Annotated in this window: 24 protein-coding genes; 5 read left to right on the plus strand and 19 right to left on the minus strand. The window is 40.8% G+C overall.

Going from position 1 to position 25,711, the window contains the following annotated elements; translation table 11 throughout:
• Positions 1-37 precede the first annotated feature (37 nt).
• From murD to JOC77_RS08620, 11 genes are all read right to left on the minus strand, one after another.
• Positions 38-1,390, minus strand: a complete 1,353-nt coding sequence (murD, locus tag JOC77_RS08570; RefSeq protein WP_204541714.1) for a UDP-N-acetylmuramoyl-L-alanine--D-glutamate ligase — start codon at positions 1,388-1,390, stop codon at positions 38-40.
• Complete coding sequence (gene mraY, locus JOC77_RS08575) at positions 1,391-2,368, minus strand: phospho-N-acetylmuramoyl-pentapeptide-transferase (protein WP_204541717.1); 978 nt, start codon at positions 2,366-2,368, stop codon at positions 1,391-1,393. It lies immediately after the preceding gene.
• A gap of 139 nt (positions 2,369-2,507) precedes the next feature.
• Positions 2,508-3,968, minus strand: a complete 1,461-nt coding sequence (locus JOC77_RS08580; RefSeq protein ID WP_204541720.1) for a UDP-N-acetylmuramoyl-L-alanyl-D-glutamate--2,6-diaminopimelate ligase — start codon at positions 3,966-3,968, stop codon at positions 2,508-2,510.
• A gap of 255 nt (positions 3,969-4,223) precedes the next feature.
• The gene (locus tag JOC77_RS08585; protein ID WP_204541723.1) at positions 4,224-6,146 is read right to left on the minus strand and encodes a stage V sporulation protein D; all 1,923 of its coding nucleotides are present in this window, start codon (positions 6,144-6,146) and stop codon (positions 4,224-4,226) included.
• 557 nt (positions 6,147-6,703) lie between these two features.
• Entirely contained in the window at positions 6,704-8,905 is a 2,202-nt protein-coding gene (locus tag JOC77_RS08590) for a penicillin-binding protein (protein WP_204541783.1), read from the minus strand.
• Entirely contained in the window at positions 8,905-9,255 is a 351-nt protein-coding gene (gene ftsL, locus JOC77_RS08595) for a cell division protein FtsL (RefSeq protein WP_204541786.1), read from the minus strand. Before ftsL ends, JOC77_RS08590 begins: the two co-directional genes overlap by 1 nt.
• A 22-nt stretch (positions 9,256-9,277) precedes the next feature.
• Positions 9,278-10,210, minus strand: a complete 933-nt coding sequence (rsmH, locus tag JOC77_RS08600; protein WP_204542044.1) for a 16S rRNA (cytosine(1402)-N(4))-methyltransferase RsmH — start codon at positions 10,208-10,210, stop codon at positions 9,278-9,280.
• 52 nt (positions 10,211-10,262) lie between these two features.
• On the minus strand, positions 10,263-10,694 hold the full coding sequence (gene mraZ, locus JOC77_RS08605) for a division/cell wall cluster transcriptional repressor MraZ (RefSeq protein WP_204541790.1): 432 nt from the start codon (positions 10,692-10,694) through the stop codon (positions 10,263-10,265).
• Positions 10,695-11,462: 768 nt separating this feature from the next.
• Positions 11,463-13,097, minus strand: coding sequence for a bacillithiol biosynthesis cysteine-adding enzyme BshC (bshC, locus tag JOC77_RS08610; protein ID WP_204541793.1), 1,635 nt, complete (start codon positions 13,095-13,097; stop codon positions 11,463-11,465).
• Between the two features lie 135 nt (positions 13,098-13,232).
• Positions 13,233-13,622: a DUF3397 domain-containing protein gene (locus tag JOC77_RS08615; protein ID WP_204541796.1), complete on the minus strand. Its 390-nt coding sequence runs from the start codon at positions 13,620-13,622 to the stop codon at positions 13,233-13,235.
• The gene (locus tag JOC77_RS08620) at positions 13,619-14,506 is read right to left on the minus strand and encodes a 2-dehydropantoate 2-reductase (protein ID WP_204541799.1); all 888 of its coding nucleotides are present in this window, start codon (positions 14,504-14,506) and stop codon (positions 13,619-13,621) included. Before JOC77_RS08620 ends, JOC77_RS08615 begins: the two co-directional genes overlap by 4 nt.
• A gap of 227 nt (positions 14,507-14,733) precedes the next feature.
• On the opposite strand from JOC77_RS08620, the gene JOC77_RS08625 reads away from it, so the two are divergent.
• On the plus strand, positions 14,734-15,216 hold the full coding sequence (locus JOC77_RS08625; RefSeq protein ID WP_204541802.1) for an N-acetyltransferase: 483 nt from the start codon (positions 14,734-14,736) through the stop codon (positions 15,214-15,216).
• A gap of 92 nt (positions 15,217-15,308) precedes the next feature.
• On the opposite strand, the gene JOC77_RS08630 is transcribed toward JOC77_RS08625, so the two are convergent.
• The 4 genes from JOC77_RS08630 to JOC77_RS08645 all read right to left on the minus strand — a co-directional run bounded on the left by JOC77_RS08630 (position 15,309) and on the right by JOC77_RS08645 (position 17,990).
• A complete protein-coding gene (locus tag JOC77_RS08630; protein ID WP_204541805.1) occupies positions 15,309-15,947 on the minus strand; it encodes an RsfA family transcriptional regulator in 639 nt (212 codons plus the stop codon).
• Positions 15,948-16,042: 95 nt separating this feature from the next.
• A complete protein-coding gene (locus JOC77_RS08635) occupies positions 16,043-16,807 on the minus strand; it encodes an enoyl-CoA hydratase/isomerase family protein (protein WP_204541808.1) in 765 nt (254 codons plus the stop codon).
• 419 nt (positions 16,808-17,226) lie between these two features.
• Positions 17,227-17,400: a 50S ribosomal protein L32 gene (gene rpmF / locus JOC77_RS08640; RefSeq protein WP_101645633.1), complete on the minus strand. Its 174-nt coding sequence runs from the start codon at positions 17,398-17,400 to the stop codon at positions 17,227-17,229.
• Between the two features lie 65 nt (positions 17,401-17,465).
• Positions 17,466-17,990 (minus strand): YceD family protein, encoded by a 525-nt coding sequence (locus JOC77_RS08645; protein ID WP_204541811.1) that lies wholly within the window; start codon positions 17,988-17,990, stop codon positions 17,466-17,468.
• Between the two features lie 192 nt (positions 17,991-18,182).
• Here JOC77_RS08645 and JOC77_RS08650 point away from each other — a divergent pair, with 192 nt between their 5' ends.
• The gene (locus JOC77_RS08650; protein ID WP_239558669.1) at positions 18,183-19,400 is read left to right on the plus strand and encodes a nucleotidyltransferase; all 1,218 of its coding nucleotides are present in this window, start codon (positions 18,183-18,185) and stop codon (positions 19,398-19,400) included.
• 49 nt (positions 19,401-19,449) lie between these two features.
• Here the strand turns inward: JOC77_RS08650 and JOC77_RS08655 are convergent, their stop codons facing one another.
• Positions 19,450-20,469 (minus strand): SepM family pheromone-processing serine protease, encoded by a 1,020-nt coding sequence (locus JOC77_RS08655; protein WP_204541813.1) that lies wholly within the window; start codon positions 20,467-20,469, stop codon positions 19,450-19,452.
• On the minus strand, positions 20,459-21,256 hold the full coding sequence (locus JOC77_RS08660) for a patatin-like phospholipase family protein (RefSeq protein ID WP_204541816.1): 798 nt from the start codon (positions 21,254-21,256) through the stop codon (positions 20,459-20,461). Before JOC77_RS08660 ends, JOC77_RS08655 begins: the two co-directional genes overlap by 11 nt.
• Before the next feature lie 171 nt (positions 21,257-21,427).
• Between JOC77_RS08660 and ylbJ the strand changes: the two genes are divergently transcribed.
• A complete protein-coding gene (gene ylbJ, locus JOC77_RS08665; protein WP_204541819.1) occupies positions 21,428-22,651 on the plus strand; it encodes a sporulation integral membrane protein YlbJ in 1,224 nt (407 codons plus the stop codon).
• 54 nt (positions 22,652-22,705) lie between these two features.
• Here ylbJ and coaD read toward each other — a convergent pair whose 3' ends face one another.
• Positions 22,706-23,185 carry a pantetheine-phosphate adenylyltransferase gene (gene coaD / locus JOC77_RS08670; RefSeq protein WP_204541822.1) on the minus strand — a complete coding sequence of 160 codons (480 nt, stop codon included), beginning with the start codon at positions 23,183-23,185 and terminating at the stop codon, positions 22,706-22,708.
• Between the two features lie 92 nt (positions 23,186-23,277).
• Positions 23,278-23,829, minus strand: coding sequence for a 16S rRNA (guanine(966)-N(2))-methyltransferase RsmD (rsmD, locus tag JOC77_RS08675; RefSeq protein WP_204541825.1), 552 nt, complete (start codon positions 23,827-23,829; stop codon positions 23,278-23,280).
• A gap of 874 nt (positions 23,830-24,703) precedes the next feature.
• On the opposite strand from rsmD, the gene JOC77_RS08680 reads away from it, so the two are divergent.
• Both JOC77_RS08680 and JOC77_RS08685 read left to right on the plus strand, forming a co-directional pair.
• Positions 24,704-25,093 (plus strand): DUF7147 family protein, encoded by a 390-nt coding sequence (locus JOC77_RS08680; protein ID WP_204541828.1) that lies wholly within the window; start codon positions 24,704-24,706, stop codon positions 25,091-25,093.
• A 304-nt stretch (positions 25,094-25,397) separates the two neighbouring features.
• Positions 25,398-25,652: a hypothetical protein gene (locus JOC77_RS08685; protein WP_204541831.1), complete on the plus strand. Its 255-nt coding sequence runs from the start codon at positions 25,398-25,400 to the stop codon at positions 25,650-25,652.
• Positions 25,653-25,711: the final 59 nt, after the last annotated feature.

A 25,711-nucleotide genomic window follows, 5' to 3' on the forward strand; every position in this document is an offset into this window, starting at 1 on the left:
ATAATATGGCAGCTGCTTCAATTCTGTAACCAAGCTCTTACTTAAGTCTATGCACTGCCTCCATAAACATGTCTCCTCTGACCTCAAAAGTTTTATATTGGTCCCAGCTTGCACATGCTGGAGAAAGAAGAATGCAATCGCCCTCTTCTGAGAGTTCGAATGCTGCAGGAACGGCCGCCTCTACATTATCGACACGTTTGATCGTAGTTATTCCCGCTTCTCTCGCTGCACGTTCTAGTTTTGGGGCAGTCTGGCCAAAAGTAATTAAAGCTTTAACATTCTTTAAGGCAGGCTTCAGCTCATCAAATTCATTTCCGCGGTCCAAACCGCCGGCAAGAAGAATAGTCGGTTCCTTAAAGGATGTTAATGCAGCTGCCGCTGATAAAATATTAGTTGCTTTAGAATCATTGTAAAACGTTCTATTCTCGATTTCAGCGACAAATTGCAGACGGTGCCGAACTCCTGTAAATGTAGTCAACACCTTATGTATCGCTTCGTTAGGCACACCACTCAGCTTTGAAACAGCTATTGCTGACAAAATATTCTCCTGGTTATGCTTACCGGGAAGTACAACGTCAGACACTGCGATGACTTTTTCCCCTCTAAAGCACATATACCCGTCATCAATATACGCCCCGTTCTCCATGATCTTTTCGGTTGAGAATGGCACAAGGATAGCTTTTGACTGCCTTGCAAGCTCGATTACGCCAGGCTGGTCCGCGTTATAGACAAAATAATCATCTTCTGTCTGCGCCTTTCCTATTGCACCTTTTGCCTTAGCGTATTCCGCTTTCGTCCCATGATAATCCAGATGGGCATCGTAAAGGTTGGTTAGGACAGCTATATGAGGCCTAAACTTCTCTATCCCCATTAACTGAAAAGATGACAGCTCGATGACGATAACGTCATCTTTGCGGGCTTTTTCGGCCACACCAGATGCAACCGTTCCAATATTGCCAGCAATTAAGGGATTCTTGTTCCCTGCATTAAGCATGTCAAAGATAATGGTAGTAGTGGTCGTCTTCCCATTGGTTCCGGTTATTCCAATAAAAGGAGCCTCCGAAATTTGATAAGCAAGTTCAACCTCCGTAATAACTGGAATTCCTTTTGCTATAGCTCCCTTAACAAGTGGAATGCTATAGGGAATACCAGGATTTTTAACAATTAATTCAAAGCCTTCATCCAGCAGTTCAATAGGATGGTCACCGCAGATAACCTTAATTCCCTGTTCAACCAGCTCGCCTGCATCAGGATTTTCTGATACTGGATTTTTATCATTTACCGTTACAAAAGCGCCCAGTTTATGCAGTATAGTGGCAGCGGTGACGCCGCTTTTTGCTAAACCCAGTACTAGTACTTTTTTTCTTAGATATTTCGTTACTTCTTTCACTTATAACCACACCTCTAAATAGATTCCTAAAACAGCAAACAAAAATCCGACCGACCAGAAGGTAACAACGACTCTCCATTCAGACCAGCCTACCAGCTCATAATGATGATGAAGCGGGCTCATTTTAAAGATCCTCTTACCAGTGGTTTTAAATGAAATAACCTGGAGAATGACGGATAGAGTCTCAATGACAAATACCCCCGCAATGATAATCAACAGCAGCTCAAGCTTTGTAAGCATCGCCACAGTAGCAAGCGCTCCTCCAAGAGCAAGAGACCCTGTATCTCCCATAAAAACTTTCGCAGGATGGGCATTGAAAACCAGAAACCCGAGGACTGCTCCAGCCATGGCCATACTGAATATAGCAACATCATACTGAGACTGATTCCAGGCAAGTACTGCGAAAGCACCGAAAGCTATAGCCGAAGTCCCTGATAAAAGGCCGTCAAGTCCATCTGTTAAATTCGTAGCGTTAGAGAAGCCAACCAGCCAGAAAATGACAATCGCTACATACAGCCAGCTTAAATCAAAAGATAGATCAGTGCCCGGTATGACTATTTCAGGACTGAAATGTTCGCTTGTTCTAAAAATTAAGAAGAAGATAATGGCAATTACAACCTGCCCAAAAAGCTTTTGCTTAGACGTGAGTCCAAGATTTCTTTTCATAACGACTTTAATAAAATCATCAAGAAAACCAAGCAGCCCAAATCCAAGGGTTACAAGAAGGAGCAGATATATCTCAATAGAAGTTTCTGAAAACTTCGCTGTCATAATTAAACTGGTGACCGTAACCGCCAGGAGAATCATAAGGCCCCCCATAGTAGGAGTACCTGATTTTTTCTGATGTGATTTAGGACCTTCATCACGAATGCTCTGTCCGAATTTTAATCTTCTCAAGAAAGGTATAAAAACCGGAGAGAGAAGAACCGTAATTAAAAATCCCATTACAATCGTAAATAATAAAACTTGCACTAACATGAACTGGTTCCCTCTTTCCTATTGCAATCAATCATTTTCATCAAAATTAAAATATGTTTTTCTCTCTTTTTTCAGAATAATATAAAGCAAAACAGTTGAAAAATTCACCAAGGACACATAACTGCATTTGTTCAAGGTGTCATTTTGTTACTAAGAACTCCCTTGCAACAAGCCTGTCATCAAAGTCATGTATTTTATCTCCCACGATTTGATAAGTTTCATGGCCTTTTCCAGCAATAATAATCACATCTCCACTTTTTGCTTCAGAAATGGCATGCTCAATTGCCTGTTTTCGGTCAGGAATTACGGTATAATCCAGGCCTTTAACGCCTTCCTCCATATCCTTAATGATTTCAAGCGGATCTTCGCTTCTAGGATTGTCGGCTGTGAAAATCGGGTTTGTAGCCAGTTCGCAGGCAATCTGTGCCATTAGGGGCCTTTTCGTCTTATCCCGGTCACCGCCGCACCCAACTACCACGAACACCCGCTGCTCTGCAAATTCCTTAACCGTCCGGATCACATTTTCCAGACTATCCGGAGTATGAGCATAATCGACGATGACCGCAAAATCCTGTCCTTCATCAACAAGCTCAAAACGACCTGAAACCCCTTTTACTGCTTCAAGAGAAGTTAACATTGATGGTATGTCTAATCCCGCACAAAGACCTGCAGCTATGGCAGCGAGAGTGTTATATACACTAAACTTTCCAGCCATCTTCAGTTTCACCTCTGTGCTCTCCCCCAGAGCTGTCAGGGTGAATCGAGTACCCGACGAAGAAATCGCTACATTTTTTGCCATAACATCAGCAGCCTCGTCTATTCCGTATGTTAAAACGTGGGCTGCTGTATATTTCATGAAATCTGCTGAAGCTGGATCATCAGCATTAAGAACAGCAAACTTTGGTTTCGCTTCGCTGTAGCTATTCCCAAGCCGCGAGAATAACAGCCCTTTTGCAAATTTATAATTTTCCATAGTGCCATGGAAATCCAAATGATCCTGCGTCAGGTTTGTGAATATCGCAATGTCAAAATCACAGCCATTCACCCGGCCCAATTCAAGAGCATGAGAGGACACCTCCATTACAGCATGAGTTACTCCCCGTCCTGTCATCTGTTTAAATACTTTTTGCAGAGTGAGACTGTCGGGGGTCGTGTTTTTCGTCTCCTGCTTTTCATCGCCAATTTTGGTATACATTGTACCGATCAGACCTGTTTTAGAACCTGCATCTCTTAAAATTTTTTCAATTAAATGGCTAGTAGTTGTCTTTCCATTTGTCCCTGTTATGCCAATTAAATTCAGCTGCTGAGTTGGATGACCATGGAAAGCATCAGCAAGGATGGCCATCGCTTTGGTAGTATTTGGAACTACTATCACAGGTATTTTCACATCGAGCTCTCTTTCAGCAATAATGGCCTTTGCCCCCCGCTCTACAGCAAGACTAGCAAAATCATGGCTGTCCACCGTATAGCCTTTAACACAAATAAATAAACTTCCTTCTTTTATTAATCTATGGTCATTCTCAACTGAAGTAATATCAGGATTATCAACCGATACAGGTGATAATAAAGGCAAGTGGCTTAACAAACTATGTAACTTCATATTTTCATTCCTCACTATCTAAAACTTGACACTAATTAATATTCTATACGAAATCCATGCGTTCCGCTAATTAAATGGGCAATTTTAAAAAAGAAACGGCAAACTCATTCCTTTTGTCCCACAAGTCTGGTAAATCGTGCTAGCGTTCGGTTAATGAGGGCTTATTATTAAAGATGTTATTAAGCCTGCCAGCTGCACAGAAAACGGCTGGTTTTTTTAAACACAGCCGTTTTTTTACCAACATATATTTTATACTTATTCAGCTTTTTCGCCAAGATAAATTCTTATAGTGGAACCTTCTTTTACTTTTATGCCAGGCGGCGGTGACTGCTTTACAACCAGATCGCCTTTCCCGGCCACATCCAGATTAATGTTAAAAGGCTGTGTCTGCAGCTCTTTAACCGTCATTCCCTTTAAATCTGGAATCTCGATCATAACGGGATCAAGCCAGTTTGTTTTTTTCTCTATCTGATTCTTTCGCGGCGGTACTCCCATAGCTCTAAGCGAATCATTCATGATTTTACCAACAATAGGCGCTGCAACTGTTCCCCCGAATTGAACGGTTCCCTTCGGATTATCCACTGCCGTATAGACTACAATTTGCGGATCATCTGCAGGAGCAAAACCGATAAAGGAAACGATATAATTACCTTCCATATATCTTCCATTCTTTACTTTTTGGGCAGTTCCAGTTTTGCCGCCCACTCTGTAAGACTCAACAAAAGCCTTACCACCGGTCCCTTGCGCAACGACCGATTCCAAAGCACCCCTAATTTGTTTGGAGGTTTCCTCCGAGATTACCTTTCGTTTAGCAGAAGGTGTTTTTCTCATTATTACTTCCCCTGTTTTTGGATCGGTAAGTTCCTTGGCTATATACGGCGTATACAAGGTCCCTCCATTAACAGCAGCAGAGACAGCTGCTACCTGCTGAATCGGTGTCACAGAAACTCCCTGTCCGAAAGCAGTGGTAGCCTGTTCAACCGGGCCGACTCTATCTAGATTGAAGAGAATTCCTCTTCCTTCACCCTGAAGATCTATGCCCGTTTTTTCTCCAAATCCAAAATTCTTAATATAGGAAAATAGTTTATTTTTACCCAATCTTTCTCCTAATTCAATAAACCCGGGGTTACAGGAATTTTGAACCACCTCTAGGAAAGATTCGGATCCATGGCCGCCATGCTTCCAGCAGTGGAGCCTTGCTCCTCCAACTTCAACGGATCCAGAGTCATAAAACTGATCATGTAAAAGATCAACCTTTTTCTCTTCAAGAGCCGCAGCCAGCGTAATAATTTTAAAGGTGGAACCAGGCTCATATGTACTCCATACAGGCAGATTCCGATTATAAATTTCCTGGGGCACATCTCTAAACTTGGCAGGATCAAACGTCGGCCTGCTGGACATGGCCAATATTTCCCCTGTTTTTGGATCCATTGCAATCGCCACAATTCCATCCGGATTATAGGCAGCTTCCGCGTTATCAAGCTCTCGTTCTACAATCGTCTGGATCTTGCTGTCAATTGTAAGCTTTAAATCCAGCCCGTCATCGGGGGCTTTATAATCATCAGCCATTTTTTCCATTCTTTTTCCTTTGGCATCCGCGTAAAATTTGACATATCCTTTGCTCCCCTTTAGTTCCTTATCATAAGAAAGCTCAATACCCATGAGCCCTTGATTATCAATCCCAGCAAAACCCAGAACATGGGAAAGATATTTACCAAACGGATAATGCCTTTTAGAATCTTCAGCAATATAAATCCCTTTCAGTCCTAGCGCCCTTAATTCCTTCGCTTTCTCATGCGAAATCTTCCTGCCCTCAGGAATTTTCACCATAGATTGCCTCGAAGTAATCAACTGGTATGCCTTCTGCCTATCCATTTTCAAAATAGAGGCCAGCTTTTCAGAAGTATCTGCTGGATCCTTAACCTGCCGCGGCACTGCATAAATAGTGGGAGCACTGATATTGGTTGCCAGTGCAACCCCATTCCTGTCCAAAATCTCCCCCCTCTTCGGCTCAAAAGGCAGGTTCCTGCTCCATGAATCCTTTGCCCGCTCGGTTAGGGAGTTTCCAAGAAAAAACTGAACATACCCGAGCCTCACGTCTATTATTAAAAAAATAAGCAAACCCGCAATCAGCGCAATCGCCAATCTCTTACGTACCGTTACATTTGAAACACGCATAATCGCACCTCCATAAGCCTTCGCTGTTATGAATCTATGCTTGTACATGTTAATTCAGAACCAGCATTCAGCTGAAAACCCCTATCCCGATGTGTGCGGGCTGCTGGATTAGGAGCACTGAGTATTTAGATTTAAGGGCAGAAAGTAGCAGCTCTTTTGTTTAGTGGTATGTTTTTTCTTTTGAGTCTGTGTTTTATAATGAATTCTCACTTTGAGGCTTTGTGTATGAGTTAGTTTTACTGCGTAATTTCGCAATAAATAAATGAGGGACTCATCTGCATCCGAAATGTCTTATTGAGAAAAAGAGTTTCTTACCCTATGAGCTGTTAACAAAAAATTATGAGCGGTTTTCGAAAAAATATGAGTAGTGTTTTAATATTTATAAGCCGGTTTTTTGAAAAAATGAGCCGTAATTCGAACAATATGCGCCATCACCTTACTTTTCACCCAAACGGTTTCGCTTTTTGTTCAATGTTGGCATGCCTAACCACAGAACTTCTCTCCCAACACCCACAAAAAAACAGGGGAAAACGCATTTCCCGTTTTCCCCTGTTTCTCTATGAGCCTCTATTTTCTTCATCTGTTTCCGGTTCTTTCTTTTGTGTATCTTCTGGTGTTTTCATTTGGACGATTAAATAGTCTTTATCTGATAGTTTGTTGCCGGCCTTTATATTTTGTTTAACCACATATCCATTACCTACTGTTTGCAAGGGGATGCTGCCGATTTTTGCCAGCTTCATAGCATCTCTCAGCGACCAGCCTTTCATGTTGGGTGCAGTTAATTGTCCTTCACTGCGTAGTATTATCCGTTCACCCTCCAATAATTTTGTGCCGGGCTTTGGATTCTGGTCGATAATTTGTGTTCCTGTACCAAGAGTCGTTACTTGGTAGCCTCGTGATTTGAGTTCTTCTGCAGAACTTTTTATATCTTTTTCTGTAAAATCTTCAATCGCTTCTGCTTTCTTTGTTTCTGTTTTAGATGGCTCTATATTTAAATATTGGAGACTGTTTCGCATAACGGTATTAAAGATCATGGACACTGGGATGCCTCCGTCAGCATAATATTCCACTTCAGGCTGCTGAACAGCTACATACATGACAAGCTTAGGATCGTTCTTAGGGGCCATGCCTAGAAAAGAAAAAACATAGTTCTGATTTCCTTGCAGGTACTTTCCATCAGGTCCCGGCATTTGTGCAGTACCGGTTTTACCTGCTACATCATACCCGTTAATTTTATAGCGTTTCCCTGTACCATTCTCAGCCGTCACTACGGTCCCGAGATAATCTCTCACCTTTTTAGCGGTTTCTGCGCTGATAGGCTGTGAAACTACCGTAGGTTTCGTTTCTTTAATTACTTTTTTAGTCACAGGATCTGCAACTTCTTTTATGACAAACGGCTTCATCATTTTGCCGTCATTTGCGATGGCCGACGCCGCCTGAACCTGCTGGATTGGCGTAATAGCCGTCCCCTGCCCGAATGCTGTTGTTACTTTTTCTATAGGCCACTTATACAGGATTTTGCCTGTTGCCTCATATGGGAGGTCTATTCCTGTAGGTTTATCGAAACCAAATTTAGTAAGGTAATTTCTGAATTTGTCTTCCCCGAGCTTCTCCATGGCCAATTTAGCAAAGGCTACATTTGAAGATCTTTGAAGGCCTTCAAGGTAGGATATGGTTCCCCATCCTTGTCCGCCGTTATGGTCTCTAATAACTCCCGACTTATTCACCTTGTATGTACCTGATTTATATAATTCGTTTGGATTAAAGACATTTTCCTGTACGCTTGCAGCTAATGTGAATACTTTCATAGTGGAACCAGGTTCGAAGGAGTCTTCTAAAGCCAGGTTCTGCCAGCCATTTTCTAACCCTTCTCTTGATTTAGGATGAAACGTCGGCCTCTGGCTCATCGCAAGAATTTCGCCAGTTTTTGGATTGGCTACAATGGCAATCATTTTTTTAGGATTATATTTCATTTGTACTGTATTTAATGAGTCTTCCAAAAAGGTCTGTATTTTCTTATCTAGAGTAACTGATACTGTAGATCCGTCTTTAGGAGCAGTGATTCTCTCCTTAGAATTTGGAAGCAAAAAGCCCCATCTGTCACTGTCATATTTAACAATGCCGTCTGTCTCTTTTAAATACTTTTCCATTGTCTTCTCAAGGCCCATACTTCCCATTGAATCTGTCTGCTTTGTTTTGGCATTAAATTTGTTTTCAGTAAAGCCGATAAGATGGGAAGAAAATACACCATTGGGATAAAATCTCTTCGATTCTCTCTGAAACATGATTCCTGGAAGTTTAAGAGATTCTATTTCATTCTTTGTCTGGTGGGTAATATCTTTTCCGGCAGTTCCAAATTCAACCTGAAATACACCTTTTTTGTTTAAAAGCTTAAAAATTTCATCTTCATCCATTTCGATGTATTTTGACAGCTTTTCAGCGGTTTTTTTCGGATCGACCACATGCTTGGGATTTTTCAGCGAGGATGTAACGGATCTGTCCAGAATGGCTGTTAATTTATAAGAAACAGTGTCTTCGGCGATCGCCTCACCGTTTCTGTCTACAATGCTGCCCCTGCGCGCTTCGAGTATGTCCTGCCTTAAATATTTTGTCTCGAGTTTTCTTGAAAGAGCAGTTCCCCCGGCTTCACCAGTAACCTGGATGAATAAAAACCTTCCAGCTAAAACAAAAAAGAGCAGTCCAAATATAAAAAATAGAAACACTGCTCCAGTAGAAATATTCTTTTGCTTTGTCTGCATTAGTCCTGCACGACCTTAACATTGTTTTGATTTAATTTAAGGCCTAGCTCAGCTGCTTTTTTCCAGATTCTTTCATAAGTACTCAGTTCGCTTACCTGCACTTTCAAATCGCCGTTAACTTTTTTCTGATCTTCGATTGATCCTTCAACCAGCTGGATGTCTCTATTGACAGAGTAGATAGCAGATTGGTTCGCAATGACTTTAATTCCCGCTCCTGCTACCAGCAAAGCAAAAACCACTAAAAGAATTTTTTCTCCAAAGGTGATGCCCGTCTTATGCCGGACAACGGATTGGACCTTCTTTTTAGGTTCAGCCTGCCGATCCTGAATATGTTTAGCTACAGTGCTCATTGTTCTCCCCCTAATCTGTCATTTATATTTTTTCAGCTATTCGCAGCTTTGCCGAGCGAGCACGGTTATTCACTTCCAGCTCCTCTTCACTTGGCACGATTGGCTTTCTTGTTATGATTTTTATTATAGGTTTATATTCATCTGGAATAATTGGCAAACCTGGCGGAAGAGGCGGTACTTCGCCTAACTTTTTATATACCGATTTACAGATTCTATCTTCCAGGGAATGGAATGTTATCACCGATATCCGTCCTTGTGGAGCTAAGAGATCGATAGCCTGATGAAGGGAATCTTCAAATACTCCTAATTCATCATTTACGGCTATCCGGATTGCTTGAAATATCCGCTTAGCTGGATGGCCGCCTTTTCGTCTGGCAGGAGCTGGTATTCCTTCTTTAATCAGCTCTACCAATTCGAATGTGGTCTCTATTGGCTTGATTTCCCTGGCAGCTTCTATTTTTCGGGCAATTTGTTTAGAAAATTTTTCTTCTCCATATTGAAAAAAGATTTTTACCAGTTCTTGAAATGACCAGCTATTGACAACATCATAAGCTGAGAGACCAGAAGTTTGATCCATTCTCATATCAAGTGGTGCGTCGTTATGATAACTAAATCCTCTTTCCGGTGTATCAAGCTGCGGAGAGGATACTCCGAGATCATACAAAATTCCATCTACCTTATGTATGCCGCGATTACCCAGCTCTTCGGCAATGTGCTTAAAATTCCGTTGTATAATGGTCACTTGTTCACCATAATCCTTAAGCCTGCCCTGAGCATTTTTCACAGCAGTTTCGTCTTGATCAAAAGCAAATAACTTCCCCGACGGAGAAAGCTTGGACAATAAATACTCGCTGTGTCCTGCTCCGCCCATTGTACAATCCACATAAATACCATCTGGCTTAATATTTAAGCCGTCTACCGTTTCCTTTAGCAAAACGGTCGTATGCTGAAACAATAACATCACCTTCCAATCGAGAATGAACATATCCATTTGCGTGCTGCTGTTTTTAGATATCAAAACCAATCATATTTTCAGCAATCTCAGCAAATGAATCTTCGGAATTTGTAAAGTAGTCTTCCCAAAGAGGCTTGCTCCAAATCTCAATTCGATTGGAAACTCCGAGAACAACACATTCTTTTTCTAGCTGCGCATATGAAGTAAGCGGTGCGGGTATATTAATGCGGCCTTGTTTGTCTAATTCGCATTCTGATGCTCCTGAAAAAAAGAACCGCGTAAAGGCACGCGCATCTTTCTTGGTAAGCGGCAGAGCTTTTAGCTTTTCTTCGAGCTGCTTCCATTCTTCTAATGGATAACCAAATAAACACTGATCAAGACCGCGAGTCAATACAAATTCTTCGCCCAGGCCATCACGAAACTTGGCTGGAACGATAATTCGGCCCTTGTTATCAATGTTATGATGGTATTCGCCCATGAACATTTGCCACTACCCCCACTTTCTATTTTCAATGTACCACATCCCCCCACTTTTCACCACCATTTTTATCTTTTTTAAAGGAGATTTAATTTGTTCCATCTTTGGCAGCAGAGACGGGCATGATTTTCGCCTGAATCATCCGAGCTTTTTACATCAGCCCGGAGAGCTTCATAAACGTTTCTCTTCATTAGCTGCCGCAGACTAACGATTATTATTTTTAAAAACAAAGCTCTGTTAAACTTGCCTGTTGATTTCCTCTCCAGGCACTCGCTTTTTCGCGGATGGTCCGGAAGCCTCCTCGGCGTTACACGCCTGTGTGATCTCCCTTAATAGAAAAGCGGAGGACGGTGACTTTCAAGCTAGTTCTTTTTAGAATATTGTGATGAACAAACTCGTTACTAAACGACTCTATAGAAAGTCAGACACCTGATATAGAAGACTTGCTGATTGGCAAGCGACAGTGAAGACAGAAGCTTAGTCGCCCTTATGCGTTAGCCAGGCATAAGACGAGCGGCAGCGAAAGGCGCTTTTTGCCTTTTGATGGTGATTGGCTTATGACCGAAGGTGTCAGTCCGAAGCTAGACAATATCCGCTTTTCCCGCAGGACATTAAAGTACCATCCTCGAATTCTCACCGCACGAAGGAAATGCGAATGCATTTTCGAGGATCTCGCGCCTGCAGCGAAGATCAACATAATGACAAAATCAACAATGAACTTTAACATAGCAAAACAAAAAAACAATGCCCCATTTTAACGGGCATTGCTTTCTTTTATAAAAATATGACTTTGTGTTTATTATTGAATTCGTACTCCAGTTCCGCGAGGTCAGTAATAAAATCCGGCCCGTACTTATTCAAGTAATAAAAAGGATTCCAGATTCTCTCCTGTGGAGAATTAAGGGGGTGGAGAGAAGCGGTTATTCTTTCATATTTATTAATTACTATATGATGTTTTCTTCTATTCATTTCGTCTGTTTTTTCATAAATGAAATCTAGCTGTTTTTGAATAAATTCGCGATTCTTATCAAGCAGGGGTCTCAGCGATCCATCGATCTTCAAAGCCTGTTCTGCAAAATCACCGTGGGATTCTTCTAGATTTCGGATAAGTTTCTGATGCAGATTCACCAGAGTTTCATCCTCGATAGACTTTAAATATTGGTCAAGAGCATCATTGGTCTTCCCTGTCAGTGCAGTTTCCAAGGGGATGGCAAGCTCATTAAGGTCGGTTTCAATCGATCTTTCCACAATTGTTAGATTGAGCCTCGGGACAATAGGAGGCATCTTCATATCAAATAGTTCAAAAGCCTGTTTCAGCTCGGCCCAATACGCTGCCTCACCCGGCCCGGCAATAAAGGCGAGGACCGGAAATAAACTTTCCTGCATGATTGGCCTGGTTACAACATTATTGCTTAAACTTTCTGGCCGTGTTTCAGCCATCTGCAGCATGTCAGTCTGCGTAAAAGATAATGAAGCAGTTTTATCGGCAATAAAGTTCCCCTTGCCGTCCAGCTCCAGCAAAGTCCGTTCCTGGTTCTTTGAATCATAGTAAAAAAGATTTGCAGCATTGGAATGAATATCGATCGCCTTTTTATACCCTGCTTCCTCTACCAGGTTTTGCTGAGAAAGTACTGCATCGGTTATAAATTCCGCATTTTTTATCATACTTGTAAAATATTCGGTTTCAAGCTTTCTTAATCCCGGGTCAGCCGCATCAATCAGCAATAATCCGCTTCCTTTAAACCACGCATGCATCAAACGTGCAAAAAAATCTGAAAAGCTGGAGGATTCCTCAACCAGTTTCTTAACATTCTGCAGCAGTTCATTCGTATAATTTGTTTCTCCATAGCTTTCTATAACCTTTTCAACCCAGGCCACAGCAGCAGCATAGTCGAGTTTTACATCTGAGACCATTGGTTTCTTAGTGATATACATAGGAAAGGTAACCTTGTCAGGCTTGCCATTCTGCATGGTATATACGTGATTAACTTCCTGGATATCATGGTCTTCTCCAGCTATCCAAAATACGGGTATTACTTTTTTATTCAAGGCCTTTTCCTGCTGCTCTGCCAGCTTAATGACCGATAGTGCTTTATGTATCGTATATAGCGGCCCGCTCAGCAATCCTGCCTGCTGGCCCCCGATAACTACGGCCGATCCCTCACTTGTTAGAGCTTCAATGTTTATCCTTACAGCATCGTTGATTCCAAAAGGATCCATATACTGACGGATATGATCAGCCAGATCTTTTCTATAGAAATGACGATTCATTAGATCGCTGTATCTTTTTTCGTAAACTTTTTCATCATTTATATCATAATGAAAAAAATTATCCGTCTTAAGCCTGCCACTTATATAGTCTGAAGCAAACTGATTGATTGCCGGCAAGACAAGATCCTTAATTTCCATGAAGGTACTTCCTTTCTCTCTCTAACTTACCTTTACAAATTATATCACCCAGTACGCATGAAAACAAAAAAAGCAGACCGGCCGGCTGACATTTAAACGCTTTAACGCGCACAATGCTAAATCGCCAAAAGAATATTAAATAAACATTCCTGTTACCCCTTGGATTGTTCCGTAAATCGTTAAAATCATATAAAAAACGATAAACAAAATAAAATTAATCCGCCAAAATCCCTTCAATACTCTAAAGAAATCGATTTCTTCCCTATATTTATAATTAAGAATAGAAACAGATACCGCAACTAACAGCAAAAAAAGGATTAAGACCCAGAATAAAGAAATGTTCCATATTGTTTTAATCATATAATGGACAGAGAGCATAAAAAATAATGTAGCAAAATCTGCAGATATATGGACAGATTTCCGATGGCTTTTAGTTATCTGCTTCGCTACAATAAACGTTAACAAATAACTCAAAATTGGAACAGTAATTAAGGTTGCGGCAAAAACAGACACAATCTGGGTCAATCCCTTTCCTCCCCTTGCAGCTCCTTCCCTTTAACCATGCTGTACAATAGCTTAGCCAGGGCCGGTTCTTTTTTTCTAATAGAAGCCTGTTCAATGACAAATCCAAGTATCGCATCAATTTCAGTTAATCTCTTTTCCTCTATATCTCTTAACATGGATGACTTATTAAGGGCTGTTCTCATACATATCCGTTCTATGTACTCTTGCATTTCTTTTTTTTCGTCAATATTGAAGATATGAATGATTTCCTTAAGAAGTGATTGAAACAGCGAATAGTAGTGCGCGTTCTCCATTAATGCTCCATTCGGGGCTCCAAGAACCGCCGTTAACGGATTAATGCATGCATTCACTATAAGCTTCTTCAACATCATTCCGTAATAATCCTGCTCTATTATAAAAGGAAATAAATTTCCTTCTGCTTCGAGATCATAAAATGAAGTGCTTCCTCGAAAAGCAGCTGCCCTTGTTACCCCTAGACCTGTGTGTTTAACGGTATGGTCATTTAATTTAAGAGCGCCATGCTCTACAATTCCAATTCCGATACTGTGGTGCGGCAATCCATCCAGCTGGTTTAAATGCGACATTCCATTTTGCAAAAACAGCAGGGCTGCATAGTGGTTTTTAATGTGAGGCAATACCTCAATCAAGTGGTAGGATTTCACACAAACAATCAGCAGATCTGTATGTGCTTCAATCTCTTGTATTGGCAAGGCTGACACCCGCGCAATTCGTGCATGATCTCCTTGAAGAAGCTTAACTCCATGCTCTGCAATTATATCTGCCTGTTTTTCTGTTCTTGTATATAAAGTAACCTCATTGATCTGTGAAAGATATGCAGCAAACAGTAAGCCGATAGATCCTCCTCCAATAATCCCAATCTTCATATGACCCGCTCCCTATTTCTTTATTCCATATTAGCAAACACGTAGGGAAACTGAAACTAGCTTTAAGACCATCCTGAAAAAAACATTTCCAGCACACCTTTATGGCAGAATTTTTTGATAAGTTATTATATAATAATAGTAATGGCATTACCCATTCATGTTATAGTGCCAGAAAGCGTTTCCATTTAAAAGATGCGCAGCTGGTGCGATTTTAGGGGGCATACAAAATGAAGCTTAAAGTGGTAAATTTACTTGTTAACTACAAAACACTAGAAGAATTTAAACTGTTTAAAGAATATGGCATCCAGGAGCTCTCTATGCTCGAAGACTTACAGGATAATATCATCGAGGATGATAGCGAATCTCCATTTTACGGAATATACTTTGGCGATAAACTAGTGGCCAGAATGAGTCTTTACAAAGTAAGTGCCAAATATGACCGTTACTTTGACCCGCCGCAGGATTATTATGTTCTTTGGAAGCTTGAAGTACTGCCTGCCTATCAGAAGAAAGGCTACGGCCGTGCTCTGGTGGAGTTCGCAAAAGGGCTGGGTACTCCTCTTAAAACAAATCCTAGAATTCTTTCACATGAATTCTGGAATAAGATGGGCTTTCAAAACGTCAGCTATGATATGGAAAGGGATTTAGGAGAAAATCCAATGGTCTGGTTTCCTGAAGGCGTTAAAGAACAACATGCTGACCATTCTTAAAAGATATAAAACTTGTATTTTGTTAAACACTAACACCCCCGCTTAATCCGCAGGGGTGTTGTTTTAACGCTATATATATGGATGAATATAAACTATTTCTTAACTCTTTCTAAATTCCCATTTTTGTCCATTTGAAATTTAACATTCTGCCCTTTTATTTCTTCCTCCAAAAACATAAGCTTTCTGGCTCTCTCCATTATTTGAATAAGAGCGCGATAATCATCTTCCACGGTTGTCAGTTTTTCCTGAAGCTGTCTATTGAACTGAAGTACATGTTCATGTTCTTTCTTTAATTGCTCAAGCTCTTGCTTTAATTCTTCGTTTTCCTGTTCTTTACTTTTACCTTGAAAGCTTTGGTCATAATCCACGAGAAATTGAATTACATCATTCAAATTTATTAAAGGTTCGCTCTCTCTCTCGTTTGCCGAAGCGCTTTTATCTTGCACGGATTTGACTGGAGTATCATTTGCTTGTTCATGTACAGGTGCCTCAAAATGTTTCTTCTTGCTTTGCTTTCTCTGTTTTTTAGCCAGTTCTATGCCAGATTTGTATTGTTTCCTGACAAAGGAATTCCATCTAAATCCGCATGCAGCAGATGTTCTTGAAAGTTTCTTTCCCACTTCCTCAAACGCTTTCAGCTGGGTGCTCCCTTCTCTTATATGCCGTAAAACTACTTCGGCCAATAAAAGGTCTTCATCCTGTGACCAGGCATCCTGACGGGCAATGGACATTATCTTCACTCCTTGCAAGTTTTTATTTCATCATATGCACTTGCTAGAAAAGATAGAAGATGAAAGATAATAAAGTAAGAAATAAAAATATATATTTACTTCTTATCCATAAACCTTTTCACTGCGTCAAAATGAACATCTGTCTCCCAAAGCCTGGAACACTCTTTAATTTCCTCATTTATTCTCGCTAAAAGTCCACTGGCCTCCCATTTCTTGACAAGCAGATTCTTATAAGCCATTAAAACTGGAGCTTCCTTACTTAGAAGCCTGCTTTGCAGAGAATCCCAGCCTTCATCTTGATTTTCAGAAATAATATAATCTATAAAACCAAGCTCTTTTGCTTTTTCAGCTGTATGTACATCCGCTCCAAGCAGCAGCTCAAAAGCAGCTCTTACCGGCAGCTTTTCATAAAGAATTGAAGCCCCGCCCCAGCCGGTCGTAATTCCCTGGTTTCCTTGTACAAAGCCAAGTTTTGCTGTACGATCTGCTAGTCTTATATCACAGGCCGCCGCAATTTCACAGCCGCCGCCAACCGCAGTCCCATTTATGTTCGCTATTGTAGGCTTATGGAAAGTTAATAGTCTGTATAAAATGCTGCCCATACGCGAGAGCATGACAAGTGCGTCATCTGCTGTTTTAAGCACATGGAATTCTTTTAAATCACCGCCTGCACAGAATGCTTGGTTCCCTTCACCGCGGATCATAACTGCCTTAATAGAAGAATCTTGCTCAGCCAGCTCCAGCGCCAGCTCCAGCCCATCCATCACTTCAAAATTAATTGCATTTCTCTTTTCAGGCCTGTTAATAATGATCGTTAACAGCCCCGAACGAGATAAGTCCGTTTTTACCGAATTCTCCATATTTACCTCCTGGTGCAAGAAATAGTACACAGATATTTTAATATTCGGCTCAATAAGTGAAAACCCTCTTTGCGATGAGCAAATCACCTTATTTGTTTGGGGGAAGTCACGCTTAGCAGAAAAAAATAATGGATTGAAATACCGTCATAGAGACGCAAGAAAAACTACCTGGTTCTTGTTTTAGGCCAAGAAAAAAATAATGATCTCACAGCTCCGCTCTGAACGTTTTAACGTGCATCGTTTGCGTTATAATCGGTTTACTGGTCAAAATCAACTTTCCAGGAGTGCGGATGTAACTTTTGTGGGGATTTTTCGATTGTTTGCGGCCAATCAAATGGGTGAAGTATGCATAAACAATTTTCTCTTACTTAAAGCCAATAAAAAAAGCACAGAGAATAGTCTCTGTGCCGCAAAAGAAATTATTTGCTGATAACTTCTTTTCCTTTGTATGTTCCACAAGCTTTACAAATACGGTGAGCAAGTTTCATTTCACCGCAGTTTGGGCATGCTACCATACCTGGGACTTGAAGCTTAAAGTGTGTACGACGTTGTCTTTTAACAGTTTTAGAAGTTCTTCTAAAAGGTACAGCCATTATTCCCACCTCCTTAAAAATGAGTTAAGAAGCTAAGATATCCAGTAATCTGGTTCTTTCGCACTTTACGATTTGTTGTTTTCGTTTTCAAAGAAATTAGCCAGCTTCGCTAAGCGAGGGTCAATTTTCTTCTTTTGATCTTCTTCAGATAATACTTCCCAATCTTTCCCTGATTGCGGGGCAGCATCTTCTGAATCGATATCATCGCAAAATACCTGAATAGGTATTTCGATTAAAATGTTTTCTTTAATTACAGGCAATAAATCAATCACATCGCCTTCTACTGAATAAGAATTTTCTGCATATGGATCTTCGTATTCAGTATTTAAAAGAAAAGTTTCGATCGTGTCAATATCGATTGGATATTCAACATCAACAAGAGTCCGTGAACAAGGTAAAATCAGCTTTCCATTAATATGGAGATGAAATGTAATCTTAGACGAACTAATATCCACTCTGCCAGTTATATGCATCGGAGAAGCATCGCGGATCTGTTTATCCAGTTCTTTAATGTCAGAAACATCAACACTTTCATCTAATTGAAGATTTTTATCCCGGTACTTCTGAAGTTGAGTAATTGTCCATTTCAAATGAATCACCTCGTAGGCAACAAAAGTAATTATATCGGTCATTCAACCGTTTGTCAATATTTTTTCTTTACACTATAATAGAGAAAAAAGCAGAAATTTTCTCCCTATTAATCAGTGGATGAGTACATACCATTTTAACATGTTCTAAGAAAATGGCAAATTTTCTGTTCCAGACGGTAAAAAAGAGGTGAAATGATGAATTCGCTAGGAATAGTAGTGGAATACAATCCATTTCATAATGGCCACTCCTATCATATTCAAGAAAGTGTTAAGGCCACGGGTGCAGATTTAGTTGTTGCTGTCATGAGCGGGAATTTTCTGCAGCGCGGCGAGCCGGCTCTCGTGAATAAATGGACTAGAACTCAGATGGCGTTACGGGCCGGAGTGGACATTGTGTTTGAATTGCCCTATCCATTTGCTGCACAGCAGGCTGATATTTTTGCAAAAGGAGCAATAGGTATACTAGAAGCAGCAAGATGTAATTCTGTCTGCTTTGGCAGTGAAGTGGGAAAGATAGACCCTTTTCTTGAGGTTCAATCCTTCATGAAGAATCATAAAGCAGAGTATGATACTTCTGTTAAAGAATTCAGCAAGGCTGGATATAGTTATCCAAGAGCCAGTTCACTCGCTTTTAAAAAAGTATCCCAGGACGATGAGTTACTCGACTTGACCAAACCGAACAACATACTAGGTCTTCAATACGTACAAGCAATTGTACAAGGTTCCTATTCCATTAAACCTTGTACGATTCAGAGGATTATGGCTGATTATCATAGCACGGAGCTCGGCACCCACCCCATCGCGAGTGCTACCGGCATCCGGAAAACGCTTTTTGAACAGTCACTCTCTATTGATCCTATTCGAAATCAGGTTCCCGCTTCTACGGCGGAAGAACTTACCCGTTATTTTAACCAATTTAAAACTTTTCATAATTGGGAGCTGTACTGGCCGCTACTTCAGTATCGGATTATCTCATCTCCAAGCGTTGAACTGGCAAAAATATATGAAGTGGAAGAAGGTCTTGAAAACCGCTTTAAGGCAGCTGCGGAGACCTCTGTGTCATTTCTGGAGTTTATGGAAACAGTCAAAACCAAAAGATATACCTGGACCCGGCTGCAGCGTGTTTCCTTGAATATCCTTATGAATCGCAGCAAAGAGATAATGTCTGCCGAATCTATAGAACCGGCTTATCTACGCCTTCTTGGCGCAACAGGCAAAGGACGGCAGTATCTCAATCAGCATAAAAAGAAGCTGGGTTTGCCCCTGATCACAAAACCATCTTCATTTAAACCCTTACTTGAAACGGATATCATGGCGTCAAAAATTTATGCCCTCCCTTTAAAGCCCGTATTACAGGGATCTCTTATGAAAAGGGAATTCCAGCCGCCGGTTTTTATCGAAAAGCCTTGATATCTTCCTAAATATAAAAAAACCCCTGCTGATAACGGCAGGGGCTCACTTATTTTCCTTTTACTTTATCTAAATACTCTAGAGCTTCACTAAAGGTATCGACAGGTACAATCTTCATGTTTGTCTCAATGTCTTTTGCCGCCTTAACAGCAAGACGGTAGTTTGAATCCTTTTTCCCTTTTTCGTTTGGCGCAAAGAAAATGTCTGCTCCGCTTTTATCGGCTGCGACAATCTTCTGATCGATTCCGCCAATCGGGCCTACAGTCCCATCAGGCAAGATTTCGCCGGTTCCAGCTATCTTGCGGCCTTTAGTAATATCCTCTTCGGTCAGCTGATCATATATTTCCAGTGAAAACATTAAACCGGCAGACGGGCCGCCTATCTTATCAGAATTGATAGTGACTTTTGGGTCTGTGGTGATATTTTTATCATCTATGAGATGGATTCCAATACCCATTCTTCCTTTTTGTCCCGGAAGTGGAGCAAGCTTAATCCTTTTGTTCTTCGTCTCTTTGTCTCTTTCAAAGCTGATCGAAATTTCTTCACCAGATTGTTTCTTACTTAAATAGTCTATAAACTGTTTGGAGGATTGGAAAGTCCGGCCATTCAGCTTCACAATTCTATCTCCGGGTTCAAGTACTCCGGAAGCAGGCATCTTATCACTAACATGCATAACATAAATACCATTAAAGTGTGAGGTCACAGTCTGGCCTGCTTTTTTATAGGCCACTTCAATCGCACTTTCCTTAGAACCTTCCATCATGTTCAGCTGTCTGACATTATATTCTTCATCTGTTTCATTTTCGTTTCTTATCTGATTGATCGGGTACAGTTCCTGATACTTACTAAACTTCGCAATTAAATAGGTATATATATTTGCTTTACCCATTCTTATGGTAGTAAGCATAAATTCTCCCTTGGATTGGTATCCGCCGTCTACATGGACGACAGGATCCAGTTCCTCTGCCATTCCTGGCTTCGTTACATAAAAGGGGAGTGTAAAAAACGTTGAACCGAGTATGACGATCATAACGATAATGAACGAGCTTATTGAAAACTTACGGCTCATTCGGGTGCTGCTCCTTCCATTTTTGAATCGAAGCTTTAATTTTATCTACATTCTTTCTGGCCTCTTCTTCTCCAATACTAATCATTTCTTCAATATTTGTAAATGCTCGTGAACTGAATTGCTCTACTCTCGGACGGAGCATAATATCTGAAGCAAACTCTCTATGCATGACAAGCTCCATTTGCAGAATATCCAGGCTTTGCATGATCACGTCATAAATAGATTGAATCTCAAAATTCTGTTTAACATGGGCAACCTCTACGCCTATGACAATATCCGCTCCCATTTCCCTGACTACTGATACCGGAATCCGGTCCACCACACCGCCATCAACTAAAAGTCTGCTTCCAATCTTTTCAGGTACGAATATCCCCGGGATGGAAATGCTTGCCCGAACGGCCTCCGCTATCGGCCCTTTTGTAAAAATAACCTTTTCCCCTGTATTGATATCAGTTGCTACTACCGACACTGGGATATTCAAATCCTCTAAATTTTTGCCATATGTAAAAATCCGAATAAAATCTTTTATTTTTTTCCCCGATATTAATCCCATTTTGGGAACAGTGAAATCCAAAAAGAACTTTCTTTTAAATGCGGCGGATAATTTATACAGACGCTCTAAATCCTGTCCTGAAGCATAAAAGCAGCCCACCAATGCACCCATACTGCTGCCTGCCATCATATGGACCGGTATTCCTTCTTCCTTAAGTACTTTTAAGACACCTAAATGAGCAAAACCTCTTGCACCTCCAGACCCTAATGCCAAGCCAACTTTAGGTTTCTCCATCAAAGGTGCCCCCTCTCTCTGTCTTATTAAACTTATGGTCTAAATTTTGATATATGAGTATATGGTGTAATTAAGGACAAGTTAGTTTTTCACCCTGACTTTTGGGCATTATAAATAGTCCGTCAAAATGTTGTGTTAGAGGCTTACTTCTTTTCTAGGGGGACGAAAAGGTTGAATAGATCGAGATTTAAAACGGTAGTATTGTCAGCTTCAGCTGTCTTTTTGGCTGGGGCTCTCATTAAATTTCCACAGGAAGCATTTCAAGCATCCATTAGAGGTTTGAATATGTGGTGGGAAATTGTCTTTCCATCCCTGCTGCCTTTTCTTATTATTTCAGAGATGCTGATCGGCTTCGGCGTTGTTAGATTTATAGGTGTACTGCTTGAACCTTTCATGAGGCCATTATTTAGAGTACCGGGTGTAGGCGGCTTTGTCTGGGCAATGGGAATGGCTTCAGGCTTTCCTGTTGGCGCTAAATTAACCTCAAGACTGCGGCAGGAAGGCCAATTGACAAGGACTGAAGCTGAAAGACTGGTAGCCTTCACCAATTGTTCGAATCCCATCTTCATATTTGGAGCAGTTTCGATTGGATTTTTCTACAATACCCGTTTAGGTATAATTCTCGCCCTCGCCCATTATTTATCCAATTTTACCGTTGGCATTGTCATGAGATTTTATGGGAAAGATGAAGACATATCACCAGAAAAAAGCAAGAAAAAAATATCGATCAAAGCAGCCTTGATCGCCCTTCACCGCACACGAATAAAGGATAAACGGCCAATAGGAAAATTGCTTGGAGATGCCGTGCAGTCATCCATCAACACGCTTCTTATGATTGGAGGCTTTGTTATATTATTTTCTGTAATTAACAAACTCTTATTCCACATGGGTATTACAGCTGTGTTATCTGGCGGTATGAAACACATATTGAACCTGTTCAATTTTTCCGAATCACTCAGCGTTCCCTTGTTCGCCGGTATATTCGAAATCACTCTCGGCTCCCAGATGACAAGCCAGGCTCAAGGAGCATCCCTCCTGCATCAAGTTATCATTACCAGCTTTATTCTTGCCTTCAGCGGTTTTAGTATACAGGCTCAGGTGGCCAGCATTCTAGCTGAAACTGACATCCGATTCTTCCCTTTTTTTGCTGCCCGAATTCTGCAGGGTTTATTTGCTGGTTTTTACACTCTCTTGTTATGGCAGCCGCTGTATGAAAATAATTGCTGCCAGGAAAAGGCTTTGGGTGTACTGCCAGCAGGCTGGATTCCCGAATCTGACTCAATGAGTTCATTGTTTTATTTAATGGGCAAGTACGGCCCGGTCTTTACTTTAGTTTCACTTTTTTTATACATAATCATCCTATACCTTCGTATATTTCAAACATCCCGCAATTAAAAAGCTCCAGTAAAAAACAGCACTCCATTGGAATGCTGTTTGTTTTTATTATTTCTATGTATATTTTTCTAATAATGAATCCTTCACTACAGCCGGTACAAGTTCAGAAATATCCCCGCCATATTTAGCTACTTCCTTGACAATACTGGAGCTGAGGAATGAATACTGATTATTGGTCATGATAAAAAACGTTTCAATATGTTCATTTAACAAACGGTTCATAGATGTAATCTGCATTTCATATTCAAAATCGGAAACAGCTCTGAGTCCTCTAATAATAGCATCCGCATTAATACTTTGAGCATAATCTACTAAAAGGCCCTGAAAAGAACGAACCTTCACATTTGGAATATGTGCTGTGGCCTGGCTGATTAAATTCAGTCTCTCATCCACTGTAAATAATGGGCTTTTGGAAGAGTTATTCAATACGACAATATATACTTCCTCAAAAACCTTCGCCCCTCTTTGAATGATATCGAGATGTCCATTGGTAATTGGATCGAAGCTTCCAGGACAAACTGCAATTTTACCCATTTAAATTCTCCTCTAATTATATATACTCCGTACATCCTGCAGGCAGTTTGATCTTGACTCCCGGTTGTGCATAAAGCTATTCGGGATAGGAATTAAGAATGCTTGTAAATCGTAACCGCAATCATCCCATATTTCTCCTGCCTCCATAATATAAGATTCTCAAATTCCTTATCTAATATTACATCGGAAGCATGTTCACAGACGATGATGCCTTTTTCAGACAAGAGATTATGTTCCTGAACCATAGCCACCAAATTTTCAATGATATGTTTTTTATAGGGCGGATCCAGCAGAATAAGATCAAATGTAAGTTCTCTTTTAATAATGGCCTTCAAAGCTCTCTCGGATTCATTCTTATACACCTCTGCCTGCTCTTGAAAACCGCATGCTTCAAGATTCGAACGAATCGTACTAATCGCTTTATGGTCACGGTCAACAAAAATCCCCTGATCCATTCCCCTGCTAAGAGCTTCAATGCCAAGGCCTCCGCTTCCTGCAAATAAATCTAATACAAGGCCTCCATCAAAATAAGGACCAATTATATTAAATATCGACTCTTTTACTTTATCGGTTGTAGGACGAGTTTGGTTGCCAGGTACAGCCTTAAGCGGCCTGCCTTTGCATGTTCCTGATACGACCCTCATAGTTTTTCACCACATTTATCAGCAAAATAAAATTCTATCCTATCCTAACACATTCAATGTAAATCAGCCAAATGTTTCTGTCCCTTCTTAAGAGCCTGTATGAAAGACCCTAAAAGAGCAGGCGCGTACTGAAAAAAATTAAGTGTCAGTGAATAATGTCCACTTTATTGGCCCATACTGTCTATTAACAGCATCTTATTCGAGGATGTTGTTGCCAACCGCGGAGAAGACTTACGTTTCCCCATAAGTTCTTCCTCCGGTTTCTCCTCTCCCTTTGCCTTCTTTCCTTATATGAAGGATATAGAAGGACCCTGCAGATTCGTCTGCAGGGTTTTTTATTTTGATTCCCTGCCAAACGAACATGATTTTTCTTTTAACTGGCTTAAATTGAAATCATTTATTGTGTATGATCATCCTCATAAATTTCTGAAAACCCCTGTAAATTTGTATTTAGCCTCCAGAATTTCGTTCTTCCCCAAAAGATTTCAATTCTCCCCCATATATCTACATATACTCGAGGATTTTATTAATAGCCGGAATAACGATACAATCCACTTTTTTGACCCTGAAACAGCTGCTTTTCAATGTTTTATCTCTATCAAGGCGTGATTTTTCAATGAAAAAATTTCAATATAATGGTCATAGATGTGACATAGCCTAATTAATAAATCTGCTTTTGCTTATCTTTGTGTTAAAGCTAATTTGCACGGTCTGTGGAGAAGTGTTTTTCAGGAGAAGGAATTGTTCCTGCGATAGGCGTTCCAGCCTACAGGGTCTTTCCATACAAAACTTCTCAAGCAGACAAATACATGTTACATTTGAAAAAGCATCTCGTCTGTACTAACTCTATTGCAGACATCATAGGAGGAACCTCATGATTCAAAGATTCATTGAACTAGGAGAAGGATATTCAGATATATACGAACTGCTCGAAATTGGCCGTGCCAGCCGCGAACGAGTCTCTCGCCTGCTGGCTTTTCATACAATAAAAGAAAGCAGACCGGTCACATCAGTGGCAATTACCATGCAGCCTACCAGCCCTGGTGAATTTCAGCCCATTTATATATGCAGAGAGGGCATACCAAATCCCGGCGCCAAACCCAACAAACGATACGACCTCTTTGCCGAACTCGCGAATGAACTTGATAAACCAATCATCGAACTAGATGTAAAACCCTCAAATACATTTGCAGAAAAAGAACTGTACTACCAGCACCTTATTGGGATCCTAAGAATGAACAAATACCTTCCCCCGATGAAATAGAAAAGCGGAAAGCGGTCCGGAGCGATAGCGGAGGAGCTGCCAGACAAGCATAAGACGAGCAGGCCGTGGAAAGCGTCTTTCTTTCCATGGACTGATTGGCTTATGACTCGAGGGCAGCAGCTTGGAGCTAGACATAATGAAAAGCGGAGAACGGTGCTTTTCACGGGCTACTATTTATAGCAGAATGATTTACCTGTTTATTAATAACAATCAACCTGTGAAAAGCAGACACCTGAAAGGCATAAGACGAGCGGCAGCGAAAGGCCGCTTTTGCCTTTTGATAGCGATTGGCTTATGACCAAAGGTGTCAGTTCGCAGCTGGACAAAGAAAAGCGGAGAACGGTGCTTTTCACGGGCTACTATTTATAGCAGAATGATTTACCTGTTTATTAATAACAATCAATCTTGTGAAAAGCAGACACCTGAAAGGCATAAGACGAGCGGCAGCGAAAGGCCGCTTTTGCCTTTTGATGGCGATTGGCTTATGACCAAAGGTGTCAGTTCGCAGCTGGACAAAGAAAAGCGGAGAACGATACTTTTCACGGGCTACTATTTATAGCAGAATGATTTACCTGTTTATTAATAACAATCAACCTTGTGAAAAGCAGACACCTGAAA

The organism is Peribacillus deserti (assembly GCF_016909175.1).
Lineage (GTDB): Bacteria > Bacillota > Bacilli > Bacillales > DSM-1321 > Paraperibacillus > Paraperibacillus deserti.

Coding starts and splice junctions, on each gene's coding strand:
- JOC77_RS08620 (WP_204541799.1), bottom strand. CDS start 14,506: ATGAAGATTGGGATTATTGGAGGAGGATCTATCGGCTTACTGTTTGCT.
- rpmF (WP_101645633.1), bottom strand. CDS start 17,400: ATGGCTGTACCTTTTAGAAGAACTTCTAAAACTGTTAAAAGACAACGT.
- JOC77_RS08590 (WP_204541783.1), bottom strand. CDS start 8,905: ATGCAGACAAAGCAAAAGAATATTTCTACTGGAGCAGTGTTTCTATTT.
- JOC77_RS08680 (WP_204541828.1), top strand. CDS start 24,704: ATGATTCAAAGATTCATTGAACTAGGAGAAGGATATTCAGATATATAC.
- JOC77_RS08585 (WP_204541723.1), bottom strand. CDS start 6,146: ATGCGTGTTTCAAATGTAACGGTACGTAAGAGATTGGCGATTGCGCTG.
- JOC77_RS08650 (WP_239558669.1), top strand. CDS start 18,183: ATGATGAATTCGCTAGGAATAGTAGTGGAATACAATCCATTTCATAAT.
- JOC77_RS08655 (WP_204541813.1), bottom strand. CDS start 20,469: ATGAGCCGTAAGTTTTCAATAAGCTCGTTCATTATCGTTATGATCGTC.
- coaD (WP_204541822.1), bottom strand. CDS start 23,185: ATGGGTAAAATTGCAGTTTGTCCTGGAAGCTTCGATCCAATTACCAAT.
- JOC77_RS08580 (WP_204541720.1), bottom strand. CDS start 3,968: ATGAAGTTACATAGTTTGTTAAGCCACTTGCCTTTATTATCACCTGTA.
- mraY (WP_204541717.1), bottom strand. CDS start 2,368: ATGTTAGTGCAAGTTTTATTATTTACGATTGTAATGGGATTTTTAATT.
- mraZ (WP_204541790.1), bottom strand. CDS start 10,694: ATGTTCATGGGCGAATACCATCATAACATTGATAACAAGGGCCGAATT.
- ftsL (WP_204541786.1), bottom strand. CDS start 9,255: ATGAGCACTGTAGCTAAACATATTCAGGATCGGCAGGCTGAACCTAAA.
- JOC77_RS08635 (WP_204541808.1), bottom strand. CDS start 16,807: ATGGAGAATTCGGTAAAAACGGACTTATCTCGTTCGGGGCTGTTAACG.
- bshC (WP_204541793.1), bottom strand. CDS start 13,097: ATGGAAATTAAGGATCTTGTCTTGCCGGCAATCAATCAGTTTGCTTCA.
- JOC77_RS08630 (WP_204541805.1), bottom strand. CDS start 15,947: ATGTCCATTGCCCGTCAGGATGCCTGGTCACAGGATGAAGACCTTTTA.
- JOC77_RS08625 (WP_204541802.1), top strand. CDS start 14,734: ATGAAGCTTAAAGTGGTAAATTTACTTGTTAACTACAAAACACTAGAA.
- rsmD (WP_204541825.1), bottom strand. CDS start 23,829: ATGAGGGTCGTATCAGGAACATGCAAAGGCAGGCCGCTTAAGGCTGTA.
- JOC77_RS08660 (WP_204541816.1), bottom strand. CDS start 21,256: ATGGAGAAACCTAAAGTTGGCTTGGCATTAGGGTCTGGAGGTGCAAGA.